This is a genomic window from Saccharothrix longispora, from assembly GCF_030852425.1.
Taxonomy (GTDB): domain Bacteria; phylum Actinomycetota; class Actinomycetes; order Mycobacteriales; family Pseudonocardiaceae; genus Actinosynnema; species Actinosynnema longispora.
The window spans coordinates 947462-960420 of record NZ_NSDM01000001.1; the positions used below are offsets into that span (position 1 = coordinate 947462).

The 12959-nt window shown below is 72.9% G+C and carries 14 protein-coding genes; 6 read left to right on the top strand and 8 right to left on the bottom strand.

Annotation, left to right across the window (positions count from 1 at the left end):
- The first annotated feature begins 43 nt into the window (after positions 1 to 43).
- The 4 genes from nth to CKY47_RS04865 are packed head-to-tail and all read left to right on the top strand — an operon-like array spanning position 44 to position 3293.
- Positions 44 to 811 carry an endonuclease III gene (gene nth, locus CKY47_RS04850; RefSeq protein ID WP_306744367.1) on the top strand — a complete coding sequence of 256 codons (768 nt, stop codon included), beginning with the start codon at positions 44 to 46 and terminating at the stop codon, positions 809 to 811.
- Positions 808 to 1425 (top strand): TlpA family protein disulfide reductase, encoded by a 618-nt coding sequence (locus CKY47_RS04855; RefSeq protein ID WP_306744368.1) that lies wholly within the window; start codon positions 808 to 810, stop codon positions 1423 to 1425. The genes nth and CKY47_RS04855 overlap by 4 nt, the downstream gene beginning before the upstream one ends.
- Positions 1422 to 2093 carry an NUDIX hydrolase gene (locus CKY47_RS04860; protein WP_306744369.1) on the top strand — a complete coding sequence of 224 codons (672 nt, stop codon included), beginning with the start codon at positions 1422 to 1424 and terminating at the stop codon, positions 2091 to 2093. The genes CKY47_RS04855 and CKY47_RS04860 overlap by 4 nt, the downstream gene beginning before the upstream one ends.
- Positions 2094 to 2105: 12 nt before the next feature.
- Positions 2106 to 3293 carry a MarP family serine protease gene (locus CKY47_RS04865; protein ID WP_306744370.1) on the top strand — a complete coding sequence of 396 codons (1188 nt, stop codon included), beginning with the start codon at positions 2106 to 2108 and terminating at the stop codon, positions 3291 to 3293.
- Positions 3294 to 3303: 10 nt separating this feature from the next.
- On the opposite strand, the gene CKY47_RS04870 is transcribed toward CKY47_RS04865, so the two are convergent.
- The 4 genes from CKY47_RS04870 to CKY47_RS04885 form a co-directional block, all read right to left on the bottom strand.
- Positions 3304 to 4230, bottom strand: coding sequence for an alpha/beta fold hydrolase (locus tag CKY47_RS04870; protein ID WP_306744371.1), 927 nt, complete (start codon positions 4228 to 4230; stop codon positions 3304 to 3306).
- A 4-nt stretch (positions 4231 to 4234) separates the two neighbouring features.
- On the bottom strand, positions 4235 to 4702 hold the full coding sequence (locus CKY47_RS04875) for a phage holin family protein (protein ID WP_306744372.1): 468 nt from the start codon (positions 4700 to 4702) through the stop codon (positions 4235 to 4237).
- Positions 4703 to 4828: 126 nt separating this feature from the next.
- Positions 4829 to 6805 (bottom strand): acetate--CoA ligase, encoded by a 1977-nt coding sequence (acs, locus tag CKY47_RS04880; RefSeq protein ID WP_306744373.1) that lies wholly within the window; start codon positions 6803 to 6805, stop codon positions 4829 to 4831.
- A 201-nt stretch (positions 6806 to 7006) separates the two neighbouring features.
- Complete coding sequence (locus tag CKY47_RS04885) at positions 7007 to 7576, bottom strand: GNAT family N-acetyltransferase (protein ID WP_306744374.1); 570 nt, start codon at positions 7574 to 7576, stop codon at positions 7007 to 7009.
- A 91-nt stretch (positions 7577 to 7667) separates the two neighbouring features.
- Between CKY47_RS04885 and CKY47_RS04890 the strand changes: the two genes are divergently transcribed.
- Positions 7668 to 8393, top strand: coding sequence for a Fic family protein (locus tag CKY47_RS04890; protein ID WP_306744375.1), 726 nt, complete (start codon positions 7668 to 7670; stop codon positions 8391 to 8393).
- A gap of 170 nt (positions 8394 to 8563) precedes the next feature.
- On the opposite strand, the gene kynU is transcribed toward CKY47_RS04890, so the two are convergent.
- Both kynU and CKY47_RS04900 read right to left on the bottom strand, forming a co-directional pair.
- Positions 8564 to 9700, bottom strand: a complete 1137-nt coding sequence (kynU, locus tag CKY47_RS04895) for a kynureninase (protein ID WP_306744376.1) — start codon at positions 9698 to 9700, stop codon at positions 8564 to 8566.
- Positions 9697 to 10512 carry a tryptophan 2,3-dioxygenase gene (locus CKY47_RS04900; protein WP_306744377.1) on the bottom strand — a complete coding sequence of 272 codons (816 nt, stop codon included), beginning with the start codon at positions 10510 to 10512 and terminating at the stop codon, positions 9697 to 9699. Before CKY47_RS04900 ends, kynU begins: the two co-directional genes overlap by 4 nt.
- Before the next feature lie 107 nt (positions 10513 to 10619).
- Here CKY47_RS04900 and CKY47_RS04905 point away from each other — a divergent pair, with 107 nt between their 5' ends.
- The gene (locus CKY47_RS04905) at positions 10620 to 11069 is read left to right on the top strand and encodes an Lrp/AsnC family transcriptional regulator (protein ID WP_306744378.1); all 450 of its coding nucleotides are present in this window, start codon (positions 10620 to 10622) and stop codon (positions 11067 to 11069) included.
- Here CKY47_RS04905 and murQ read toward each other — a convergent pair.
- Both murQ and CKY47_RS04915 read right to left on the bottom strand, forming a co-directional pair.
- A complete protein-coding gene (gene murQ, locus CKY47_RS04910; protein WP_306744379.1) occupies positions 11038 to 11973 on the bottom strand; it encodes an N-acetylmuramic acid 6-phosphate etherase in 936 nt (311 codons plus the stop codon). The two genes, CKY47_RS04905 and murQ, sit on opposite strands and share 32 nt — an antisense overlap.
- Positions 11970 to 12887 (bottom strand): MurR/RpiR family transcriptional regulator, encoded by a 918-nt coding sequence (locus CKY47_RS04915; protein ID WP_306744380.1) that lies wholly within the window; start codon positions 12885 to 12887, stop codon positions 11970 to 11972. The genes murQ and CKY47_RS04915 overlap by 4 nt, the downstream gene beginning before the upstream one ends.
- Positions 12888 to 12959 lie beyond the last annotated feature (72 nt).

The window sequence follows — 12959 nt, forward strand, 5'->3', positions numbered from 1 at the left end:
ACGTCCGCGTGGTCCCCGGACCGGGCGCAGTAGGGTTCGGAGCATGGCCAAGAGCGCGGTGAAGCAGCCGGAGACGAGGTTGGGGCTGGTCCGCCGGGCGCGCCGCGTGGTGCGGGTGCTGGCGCAGGGCTACCCGGACGCGCACTGCGAACTGGACTTCCGCGACCCGCTGCAACTGCTGGTGGCCGTCGTGCTGTCCGCCCAGACCACCGACGTCCGGGTGAACCAGGTCACGCCCGCGCTGTTCGAGCGCTACCGCACGGCCCGGGACTACGCCTCGGCGGACCGGGCCGAGTTGGAGGAGCTGATCAGGCCCACCGGCTTCTACCGCAACAAGGCGACGTCCCTGCAGGGGCTCGGCGCCGCGCTGGTGGAGCGGTTCGACGGCGTCGTGCCGGGCAGGCTGGAGGACCTGGTCACGCTGCCCGGCGTGGGCCGCAAGACCGCGAACGTCGTGCTGGGCGACGCGTTCGGCGTGCCGGGGATCACCGTGGACACCCACTTCGGCCGGCTCGTCCGCCGCTGGGGCTGGACGCGGGAGGAGGACCCGGTCAAGGTCGAGCGCGCCGTCGGTCCGCTCGTCGAGCGCAAGGACTGGACGATCGTCTCGCACCGCACGATCTTCCACGGCCGCCGCGTCTGCCACGCCCGCACGCCCGCCTGCGGCGCGTGCCTGCTGGCGCCCCTGTGCCCCTCCTACGGCATCGGCCAGGTCGACCCGGCCAAGGCGGAGAAGCTGGTCAAGGGGGAGGAAGCGCCGCACCTGATCGCGCTGGCCGAGCGCGTGAGGGCGGGGGAGAGGTTGGCGTGAGCACCCGAGCCCGGTGGGCGGCGGTCGTCCTGGTGCTGGCGGTGGCGGGCGTCGTCGCCCTGTGGCCGCGTCCGTCGGAGCCCGTCGACACCGGCCCGGTGAGCACCCGGCAGGCCCCGGACGTCGGCCTCGCCAGGGAACGGGCCGCGCTCCGGCCGTGCGCGCCACCGCCGCGCGACCAGGACCAGCAGGCCGCGGGGGACGTCGGACCGGCCGCGCTGCGCGGCTTGGAGGTCACCTGCCTCGGCGACGGCGCCCGCGTCGACGTGGCGTCCGCCCTGCCCGGTCGCGCCGTGGTGAACTTCTGGGCGACCTGGTGCGTTCCCTGTCAAGAGGAACTGAGGGTGCTCGACGCCTACGCCCGGGAGCCCGGCTCGGTGCCGGTGCTGACGGTCCTGGTGGGCAGCAAGGAGGGGGACGGACTGGAGTTGCTGGCCAAACTCGGTGTGCACCTGCCGTCCGTGCACGACCCGGACGACCGGCTGCGCAAAGCCCTGTCGCCACCGCCGCGCACGCCGGTGACCTACGTCGTCGGCGCCGACGGTGCGCTCTCGCTCGTGTCCGACCCGCTCGTGCTCACCACCGTCGAGCAGGTGCGCGAGGTGGTCGGATGACCGCCCTGGCCGACCCGGGCGACGTCCCGGAGTGGATGAGCGGGCTCGTCAAGGCCACCGCCGAGATCGACGCCCGAGCCTTCACCCGCATGTCGCCGCCGCCACCGGGCACCGGGCGGCCCGCCGCCGTGCTCATGCTGTTCGGCGAGGGCCCCGGCGGGCCGGACGTGCTGCTGCTGCGCCGCGCCGACACCCTCGGCTCGCACCCCGGCCAGGTCGCGTTCCCGGGAGGCGCCGCCGACCCGACCGACGACGGCCCGCTGGACACGGCGCTGCGCGAGGCGTTCGAGGAGACCGGCGTGCTGCGCGAGGGCGTGCGCCCGGTCGCGCTGCTGCCGGAGCTGCACGTGCCGGTGTCCGGGTTCGTCGTCACGCCGGTGCTCGCGCACTGGCGCGAGCCGTCGCCGGTCGCGCCGGTCGACCCGGCGGAGACCGCGGCCGTGGCCCGCGTGCCGGTCGCGCACCTGGCCGACCCCGCGAACCGGTTCCGGGTGAGCCACCCGTCCGGCTACGTCGGGCCCGCGTTCTCCGCCCCGGGCATGTTGGTGTGGGGCTTCACCGCCGGGCTGCTCAACGGCCTGCTGGCGCTCGGCGGGTGGGAACGGCCGTGGGACACCGCGGACGTGCGCGACCTGGACCTCGCGCTGCGCGCAACGGAGATGTCGTGAATCGGGGTGGCCGTGAACTGGGTTGACCTGCTGGTCCTGGCGCTGGCCGCCTTCGCCGCGGTGTCCGGCGCCCGGCAGGGCATGGTCGTCGCGCTGCCCGCGTTCGTCGGCGTGCTCATCGGCCTCGTCCTGGGCACGCAGCTGGCGCCGCTGGTGGTCGCCCAGTTCGAGAACGTCGTGACCAAGGTCGTCTTCGCGGTCGGCATCGTGGTGCTGCTCGTGGCGCTGGGCGAGACGCTCGGCGTGTACGTGGGGCGGACGATCAAGCCGCGGGTCAACGCCGGCCCGCTGCGCGGCGCGGACAACGCGCTCGGCGCGATCGTGCAGGGCGCCGTGGTGTTCGTGGTGGCGTGGATGATCGCGCTGCCGCTCACCGTGGTCGCCGGGCTGCCGTCGCTGGCCAAGGCGCTCAACCAGTCGGTGATCCTGTCCACCGTCGACGACACCATGCCGCAGGCCGCCCGGACCCTGTCCGCCGACCTCCAGAGCCTGTTCGACGTGTCCGGCTTCCCGGCCGCGATGGACCCGTTCAACCGCACGCCGCTCCGCGAGGTCGGCCCGCCCGACCCGGCGCTCAGCCAGGACCCGGTCGTGCAGAACCTGCGGCCCAGCGTGCTCAAGGTGCGCGGGCGAGCCCCGTCGTGCTCCCGCGCCCTGGAGGGCACCGGGTTCGTGATCTCACCGGAGCGCGTGATGACGAACGCGCACGTCGTGGCCGGCACCACCGAGGTCTCCGTCGAGGTCGGCCGGGGCCAGTTCGACGCGACCGTCGTGCACTACGACGCGCAGACCGACGTCGCCATCCTCGCCGTGCCGGACCTCAAGGCCGAGCCGCTGCCGTTCCGCACCGACGAGATCGCCCAGGGCGAGGACGGCATCGTCCTCGGCTACCCCCTGGACGGCCCGTACACGGCCTCCGAGGCCCGCGTGCGGGAGCGCATCCCCATGCTGCGCGGCCCGGACATCTACGACGCGCAGACCGTGACGAGGGACGTCTACACGGTCCGCGCGAAGGTCCGCAGCGGCAACTCCGGCGGTCCGCTGGTCGACCCGCAGGGCCGCGTCATGGGCGTGGTGTTCGGCGCGGCCGTGGACGACCAGGAGACCGGGTTCGTGCTGACCGCGCAGGAGGTCGCCGACGAGGTCGCCAAGGCGCCGTCGCTGGTGCGGCGGACGTCGACGCAGACCTGCGCCTCGTGACCCCCGCGCCCTAGACCATCGCCAGGAAGTCCGTGATCAAGCGGCTCGTCGTGTGGGGCGCCTCCTGGTGGGGGAAGTGGCCCACCTCGGGCAGCACGCGGTACGACGAGCGGGGGCCGGCCCAGGCCGTCGAGTCCGCGGCGGTGGACTCCAGCAGCACCGGGTCCCGCGCGCCCTGCACCTGGAGGACGGGCACCTCCAGGCGGCGGTCGACGGCTTCGGTGAAGCGGCGGCCGTCGGTGCGCAGCTGGGAGCGGACGGCCCAGCGGTAGTACTCCATCGCGCTGTGCGCCACACCGGGGATCAGGACTGCCTCGCGGTTGCGGCGGACCACCTCGTCGAACTCCGGCGACACCGTCCACTTCGGACCGGCCCAGGCGCGCAGCAGGTCGGCCGCGCCGGCTCCGCGGTCCCGGGTCAGGCTCCGCTCGGGCCGCACGGGCACCTGGAAGCGGAAGATGTGCGCCGCCGCGCGCCCCTGGCCCCGGGGGTGGCGGCGGATGGCGCGGCGCAGCGCCAGGGGGTGCGCCGCGGACACGGCGGTGACCGAGCCGACCAGGCGGGGGTGCATGGCGCCGACCGTCCACGCGAGCATGCCGCCCCACGCGTGGCCGACGAGGTGCGCGCGGCTCTCGCCGAGCGCCTTCACCAGGCCCGCGACGTCACCGGCGAGCGTGAAACCGTCGTAGCCGCGCGGGGGCTTGTCCGAGTCGCCGTACCCGCGCAGGTCCACCGCGACCGCGCGGTACCCGGCCTCGGCGAACGAGACCAGCTGGTGGCGCCACGTCCACCAGAACTCCGGGAACCCGTGCAGCAGCAGCACGAGCGGCCCGTCGCCCAGCTCGGCCACGTGCAGCCGGATGCCGTTCGCGGACACGTCGCGGTGCGACCACGGGCCGGGCACGCGGGCCGTCGACGGGTCCGGTGGCAACCGCACCGGCTCAGCGGGCGTCGCGGTGGCGCAGCGCCGCGACCGTGTCCCTGGCCGAGTCGATGGTCCGCTGCGGCGCGCGCAGCTTCTTCACCTTGCGGTAGCCGAGGAACGCGAACAGCCCCGCCGTGACGAGCATCAGCCCGAACACGATGAGGAACGCCGACCAGCGCGGCAGCCACACGTCGAGCAGTTCGGCGCCGAAGAAGAAGAAGAAGAAAGAGCTGAACAGCAGCACGGTCAGGGCGACGATGAAGTAGACGCTGCCCTTCACGCCCTTCTTGATCTCACCGGCCACCTCGGACTTGGCCAGTTCGACCTCGGCCCTGACCAGCGTGGACAGGTGGGCCGTCGCGTCGCGCACGAGACCGCCGACCGACGTCTCCCCCGCGATCACCGCCGGGCTCTCCGCGGTCAACGGGATGGACGGGACAGGTGGCAGTCCGCTGCCGTTGGTGTTCTCCCGAGCGCTGGTCACCGCGTCATCGTGCCACGGCCGGCCGGCCGTCACCGCTCGACCGGCTGATGTCGGGCGGCACTTCTCCGACCCGGACGGGAAGGGCGCCCCTCCCGGTCCGGGAGGGGCGCCCTTCCGCGCGGCCGGTCAGTCCTCCGGGGAGCCGGTCTTCAGGCCCTGGGAGATCAGGTCCATGACGGACGAGTCGGCGAGCGTGGTGACGTCGCCGACCTGCCGGTTCTCCGCGACGTCGCGCAGCAGGCGGCGCATGATCTTGCCCGAGCGGGTCTTCGGCAGCTCCGGCACGACCATGATCTGCCGCGGCTTCGCGATCGGGCCGATCTCCTTGGCCACGTGGTCGCGCAGCGCCTTGATCGCCTCCGCGCCGTCCGAGCCCTCGGCGACGCCGCCGCGCAGGATCACGAACGCCACGATGCCCTGGCCGGTGGTCGCGTCGGTCGCGCCGACGACCGCCGCCTCGGCCACCGTCGGGTGCGACACCAGCGCGGACTCGACCTCGGTGGTGGAGATGCGGTGCCCGGACACGTTCATCACGTCGTCCACCCGGCCCAGCAGCCAGATGTCGCCGTCGGCGTCGTACTTCGCGCCGTCGCCGGCGAAGTAGTAGCCCTGCTCGCCGAACCGCGACCAGTAGGTGTCGCGGTAGCGCTGCTCGTCGCCCCAGATGCCGCGCAGCATCGCGGGCCACGGCTCGTCGAGCACCAGGTAGCCGCCACCGCCGTGCGGGACCTCGTTGCCCTGGTCGTCGACGACCTTCGCGCCGATGCCGGGCAGCGGGCGCTGCGCCGAACCGGGCTTGGCCGCCGTCGCGCCGGGCAGCGGCGAGATCATGATCGCGCCGGTCTCGGTCTGCCACCAGGTGTCCACGACGGGCGTCTTGCCCGCGCCGATGGTCTCCCGGTACCAGATCCACGCCTCGGGGTTGATCGGCTCGCCGACGCTGCCCAGCACGCGCAGGCTGGAGAGGTCGTACCCGGCGGGGATGTCCGCGCCCCACTTCATGAACGTGCGGATCAGCGTCGGCGCGGTGTAGTAGATCGACACGCCGTACTTCTGCACGATCTGCCAGTGCCGGCCCTTGTCGGGGGTGTCGGGGGTGCCCTCGTAGACGACCTGCGTGACGCGGTTGGACAGCGGGCCGTACACGATGTAGCTGTGGCCGGTGACCCAGCCGATGTCGGCGGTGCACCAGTAGACGTCGGTGTCCGGCTTGAGGTCGAACACGGCGTGGTGCGTGTACGACGCCTGGGTCAGGTAGCCGCCCGAGGTGTGCAGGATGCCCTTGGGGTTACCGGTGGTGCCCGAGGTGTAGAGGATGAACAGCGGGTGCTCGGAGTCGAACGCCTCCGGGGTGTGCTGCTCGGACTGGCGGTCGACCAGGTCGTGCCACCACACGTCGCGACCCTCGGTCCACTCGACGTCGGAGTTCGTCCGCTTCACCACGAGCACGTGCTCGACGCTCCCGGCCTTGGCCACGGCCTCGTCCACGGCGGGCTTGAGCGCCGCCGACTTGCCGCGCCGGTACTGGCCGTCGGTGGTGATCACGAGCTTGGCCCGCGAGTCCTCGATGCGGGTGCGCAGGGCCTCGGCGGAGAAGCCGCCGAACACCACGCTGTGCAGCGCGCCCAGGCGTGCGCAGGCGAGCATGGAGAAGATCGCCTCGGGGACCATCGGCATGTAGATGGCGACCCGGTCCTCGGCGCCGACACCCAGTTCGACCAGGGCGTTCGCGGCCTTGGAGACCTCGCGCTGGAGGTCGGCGTAGGTGATGGTCCGGCTGTCGCCGGGCTCGCCCTCCCAGTGGATGGCGACCTGCTCGCCGTGCCCGGACTCGACGTGCCGGTCGACGCAGTTGTACGCGACGTTGAGCCTGCCCCCGACGAACCACTTGGCGAACGGGGCGTTCGACCAGTCGAGGACCTGCGTCCACTTCGCGTCCCAGGACAGCCGCTCGGCCTGCTCCGCCCAGAACGCCTCGCGGTCGGCGTCCGCCTCCTCGTAGAGCGCGGCGGTGGCGTTGGCCTGTGCGGCGAACTCGTCGCTGGGCGGGAACTTCCTGTTCTCGGTCGACAGGTTGTCCAGGGCGGCGTGCGGCTCTGTCATGGCGGGGCGTACCTCCTGAATCAGCGTGGTGCGCACTGACCGTAGTGCGATTCAGCTCACTGCGCACCAAAAGGTTCAGACCAATTTCGGCCGAGTTCGAAACGCGTGGGTAACTGTGTAACCCGGTCGCGGGCCCCTGACCACCGTGATCCGGTCGAACGACACGCACGTTGCGACGAGCGGCACCTCGCGTGAGACGGGTCACGTGGTCAGCCGGGCCTTCAGCGCGGGCCACTCGGCGGCCGTCATCGAGTAGACGACCGTGTCGCGCAGCGACCCGTCCGGCCGGACGCGGTGCACCCGCAGCACGCCCTCGCGGGTCGCGCCGAGCCGTTCGATGGCGCGTTGCGAGCGCTCGTTGCGCAGGTCGGTGTGCCAGCCGACGCGGAGCGCGCCGAGGTCCTCGAACGCCCGCGTGAGGAGGAGGAACTTGGCGTTGGTGTTGAGCGCGGTGCGCTGCCAGCGCGTGCCGATCCACGTGTGGCCGATGTAGAGGCCCCGGTTGCGCGGGTCGATCTCGTAGTACGACGTGGTGCCCGCGACCTCGCCCGTGCGCGGGTCGATCTGCGCCCACGCCAGGCGGGTGGGGTCGTTCAGCGCCTCGTCCACGTACGCCCGGGTGTCGTCGAGGTCCTTCGGCTGGTCCGAGCTGAGCCACGTCCACGTGTCGGGGTCCTTGCCCGCCTCGTGCAGGCCCTCGACGTGGTCGTGGGACAGGGGTTCGAGGCGGACGTGCGCGCCGGCGAGCACGGGGCGGTCGTACCAGGTCATACCGCGAAGGTATCCTCCGGATTGGCATCGTTGAACATCCAATTCCGACTTCTTCGGAATGACCACTTACCGGCGGGTAGTGTGCGGTCCCGTGACCGATCCGCTCGCCCCGCTGCTGGACCTGCCCGGCGTGACCGCCGCCGTCGACTCGGCCCGCGACGCCGTGTTCCAGGTGCACCGGCACCGGGTGAACCTGCGCGGCTGGGCCACCACCGCGGCCGAGGCGTCCGTGCGCGCCGCCCGCGCGTCCGCCGCGCTCGACGGCGGGGCCACCGCCATCCCCGAGGACGGCGCGGTCACCGACCCGGTGCTGGCCGGCGCGCTGCGCGTGGCCGAGGCGCTGGGCGTGGTGCTCCCGACGTGGCAGCGCGCGCCCCTGCAGGCCCTGGCCCGGCTCCACGTCCTGGCCGGCGCCGACCTGGGCGGCGACCTGGGCCGCCCCCGGCCGGCGCCGGGCGTGGCCGAGCGCCTGGACCTGCTGGCGCAGCTCGTGACCGGCGGCACGTCCGCCCCGGGACCGCTGGTGGTCGCCGTCGTGCACGGCGAGCTGATGTCCCTCGCGCCGTTCGACAAGGCCAACGGGGTCGTGGCGCGTGCCGCGTCCCGCCTGGCCTCCATCGCGACCGGCCTGGACCCGAAGTCGCTCGGCGTGCCCGAGGTCATGTGCCTGCGCAGGCAGAACGACTACGCCGCCGCCCTGCACGGCTTCTCCACCGGCGACCCCGAGGGCATCGGCCGCTGGATCGCCTTCTGGTGCGAGGCCCTGGAGGCCGGCGCCCGCGAGGCGCGGAGCATCGCCGACGCCGCCGCCGGCTGACCCCGGGAGTCCACCCCCGGGCCCGGCGAGTCGTACGTCCAGGCAGGGCGAGTCGTACGTCCAGGTCCGGCGAGTCCGACGTCCGGGAGCCCTGGGTTCTTCACTCACGAGTGAAGAACCCAGGGCTCCCGGACGTCGGACCCTCGCGGCCCGGGCGTCGGACTCTCGGGTCAGAGGAGTTCCTTGAGGATCGCCGCGGCGCGCTCGGCCTCGTCGAACGTGTTGTACAGCGGTGCGAAGCCGAACCGCAGCACGTCCGGCGGGCGGTGGTCGCCGAGGACCTGGCGCTCGGCCAGCTCCTCCACCAACCGCCGCGCGTCCGGGTGCCGCAGGCTGACCTGGTGCCCGCGCCACTCGTCGGACGGGGTCAGCACCCCGATGCCCGGCAGACCCTCGACCAGCCGCATGAAGTGACCGGTCAGCGCCAGGCCCTTCGCCCGCACGTCCGCCAGCGACACGTCGTCCCACACGTCCAGCGCGGCGTCCAGGGCCAGCATCGACAGGATGTCCGGCGTGCCCACGCGCGCCCGGGACACGCCGGGGTCGGGCGTGTACTCCGCCGACATCGCGAACGGCACCTCGTGGCCCGTCCACCCGGTCAACGGCTGCTCGAACGCGTGCTGCGCGTTCCTCGGCACGTACAGGAACGCCGGTGAACCCGGCCCGCCGTTGAGGAACTTGTACGTGCAGCCGACCGCCAGGTCCACCTCCAGCGCGTCCAGCTCGATCGGCAGCACGCCCGCGCTGTGGCACAGGTCCCACACGACCTTCGCGCCCACCTCGTGCGCCTGCCGCGTCAGCGCCGCCATGTCCAGCAGCCGGCCGGTGCGGTAGTCGACGTGGTTGAGCAGCACGACCGCCGTCGTGTCCCGCAGGTCCAGCTCCTCCGGCGGCGCGGGCCGCAGCGCGAGCCCGGTCAGCTCCGCCACGGAGCGCGCGATGTAGCCGTCGGTCGGGAACGTCCCGGCGTCGACCACGATCTCGGACCGGTCGGTGTTGCGGACCGCCGCCATCAGCGCCTTGAACAGGTTCACGCTGGTCGAGTCCGCGACCACGACCTGCCCCGGCGCCGCGCCGACCAGCCGCCCGATCCGGTTGCCGACCCGCTCCGGCGCCTCCCACCAGCCCTCGGACCAGCTGCGGATCAGCCGTCGGCCCCACTGCCGCTCCACGACGTCGCGCACGCGCCCGGCCACGGCCTTCGGCGGCGCGCCCAACGAGTTGCCGTCCAGGTAGACGACGTCGTCGTCGAGGTCGAACAGGTCCCTGACGTGCGCCAACGGGTCGTGCGCCACCGGGCCGCTCACACGTGGCTCCTCGCGGTCCACAGCTCGGGGAAGACGGAGCGCTGCGCGCGCTTCTCCAACCACGCGACGCCGGCCGAACCGCCGGTGCCGGTCTTCGCGCCCATCGAACGCCGGGTCGCGAGCAGGTGGTCGTGCCGCCAGCGGGTGAACTCCTCGGCGATGTCGGTCAGCGCCTCGCCCAGTTCGAGCAGGTCCTGCGGGCCGTCGCGGTAGATGTCCGCCCACACGGCCTCGACCTCGGCGTTCGGCTCGTAGCCCCGGCTCACGTCGCGCGTCAGCACGTCGGCGGGGATCGGCTTGCCGCGGCGGTGCAGCAGGGCGAGCACGTCGTCGTACAGGCTCGGCTCGTGCAGCAGCGCCTCCAGGGCGTCGTGCTGGCTGGGCACGGCGCGGTGCGGCACGAGCAGCGAGCGGGACTTCTCGCCGAGCAGGAACTCCACCTCGCGGTAGCGGCCGGACTGGAAGCCCGAGCCCTCGCCGAGGGCGTCGCGGAAGGAGTTGAACTCGGCGGGGGTCATCCGCGCGATCGGCCGCCACGCCGCGTTCAGCGCCTGCATGTGCAGCTCGCTGCGGCGCAGGGTGCGCACGGCGGCGCGCACGTCGTCGGCGCGCAGCTCGCCCTGCGCGTGCCGCCACTCGAAGCACAGCAGGCCGAAGTACAGCTCCATGACCTGGGTGATCACCAGGAACGACATCTCGCGCGGGTCGTCGGACCACTGCTGCTGGAGGCCGTGCAGCACGGAGGCGTGCACGTAGTCCTCGTAGGGTGTCGTGCCGCCGAAGTCGAGTTTGGGTGAGACCGGACAAGTCATGCTTCCCATCATCACCCGGTAAACGGGTGGGATGAAGAGGCACCGCGACACGCTGACCAGCGAACTTCTCACGATCGCAAATGATTCGGGCGGGTAGCTTCACGGTCATGAGCATCGAGTTGGACGGCGTCGACCGCGCCCTGCTGGAGGCGCTCCAGGACGACGCGCGGCTGTCGTACAACGAGCTGGCCCGGCGCGTGCACGTGTCGCCGCCGACCGTGGCCCAGCGCGTGCGGCGGCTGGAGAACGCGGGCGTCATCACCGGCTACCGGGCCGCGGTGGACCCGACGATGGTGGGGCGGCCGGTCATCGCCCTGGTGCGGATGAAGTGCTACGGCTCGCGGTGCATCACCGTGCACCCCGAGCTGCTCGACGACTGCCCCGAGGTGGTCGAGGTGGTGCGGTTGACCGGGGACATCTGCTCCGTGGTCAAGGTCGTCACCACGTCGGTCAGCGAGCTGGAGCGGCTGCTCGTCCGGCTGGGCGGCTACGGCGAGACGTCCAGCGCGATGGTGCTGTCGACGCCTATCCCGTGGCGCCCGGTGCCAGCAGGGTGAGCGCCTGCCGCACGTGCCCCTGCGTCTTCCCCAGGGCGTCCGCGGCCAGCGCGGTGGGCACGTCGGCCAGCAGGTGCACCAGCGCCACCTTGAGGTCGCCGCCCGCGTCTGCCAGCGCCGTCGTGCACTCGTGCTCGGCCAGGCCGGTCGCCTCGCGCAGGATGCGCACCGTGCGACCGCGCAGCTTCGCGTTCGTGGCGCGCATCGACACCATCAGGTTCGAGTAGGTGCGGCCCAGCCGGACCATCACCGCCGTCGAGAACGACGTCAGCACCAGCTTCTGCGACGTGCCCGCCTTCATCCGCGTGGACCCGGCGATGGCCTCCGGGCCGGTGTCCACGGCGATCAGCACGTCCACGTCGACCGGCGCGGTCGCGGTCGGGTTGTTCGACACCAGGACCGTGCGGGCGCCCAGCGCGCGGGCCTCCTCCAGCGCGGCCACGACGAACGGCGTGCGCCCGGACGCCGTGACGCCCACCACCAGGTCGCCCGCCACCGCGTGCCTGCGGATCTCGGCGGCGCCGGCGGACGCCTGGTCCTCGACGTTCTCCACCGCGTGGACCAGGGCTTCCCGCCCGCCCGCGTGGTGCGCGACGAACCAGTCCGGCGGCGTGTTGAACGTCGGCACCAGCTCGGCGGCGTCCAGCGTGGCCAGCCGGCCGGACGTGCCCGCGCCCACGTAGTGCACCCGCCCGCCGGCCCGCAGCGCGCCCACGGCGAGGTCCGCCGCCCGCGCCAGCTCGGGCAGGACGGCGGCCACGGCGTCGGGGACCAGGTGGTCCTCGGCGTTGATCAGCCGCAGCACGTCCAGCGTGGACAGCCGGTCGATGTCCTCGGTCCTCGGGTTCCTGGCCTCGGTGGGGGATTCCACGGTGACCACGACGTCGTGCCGCGGCGGCGTCATTTAGCGGTCTCCCGGCGTCGCCGGCCGTCCGGCCTGGCGCCCAACCGGTGGCCCGCCACCGCGTCGTACGTCGCCTCCAGGGCGGTCTTCGCGCTGTCCACGTGCCGCTGGGCGACCCCGATGAACAGGCAGTCGATCACGGTCAGCTGCGCGATGCGGCTGGCCATGGCGCCCGACCGGAAGGTGGTCTCGCGCGCCGCCGTGGTGAGCACGTGGTCGGCGACCTCGCTGATCGGGGAGCGCGGGAAGTTCGTCAGCGCCACCGTGGTCGCGCCGCGGTCGCCGGCCACCCGGAGCGCCTCGACGGTCTCCGAGGTGGAGCCGGTGTGCGAGATGCCGACCGCGACGTCGGCCGGGGTGAGGACGGCGGCCGAGGTGAGCGCGATGTGCGTGTCGTTCCACGCGAAGCAGGTACGCCCTATGCGGTGCAGCTTCTGCTGGAGGTCGAACGCGACGAACGCGCTGGCGCCGAACCCGTAGACGTCCACCCGGCCCGCGCCCGCGACCGCCTCGACGACCGCTTCCAGCGTCTCGACGTTCAGCTGCTCGGCGGTCTCCTCGACGGCGCGCGCGTCGGCGAACGCCACCTTGCCGACGACCTGCCGCAGGTCGTCGCCCGGTCCGATGTCGCCGCCCAGGTCGCGGTCGCTGCGCATCGACGTGCGCGCCGTGTCGGCGGCGAGCGCTATGCGCAGCTCGGGGTAGCCGCCCACCCCGATGGCCTTGCAGAAGCGGGTCACCGTGGTCTCGCTGGTGCCCGCGGCCTCGGCGACCTCGGTGATGCTGCGGTGGGCGACGGTCGCCGGGTTGTCCAGCACGACCTTGGCCACCCGCTGCTCCGCACGGGCGAGGCCGGGCAGGAGCGAGCGGATCGTGACCAGGGGGCTGGAATCGGCAGTGTTCTCAGTGGACACGTGGGAAACTTACTAACCGGTCAACGGGTGGTCAACGCAGGGTGGGTGCAACTCACCCCAACCGTGACCGAA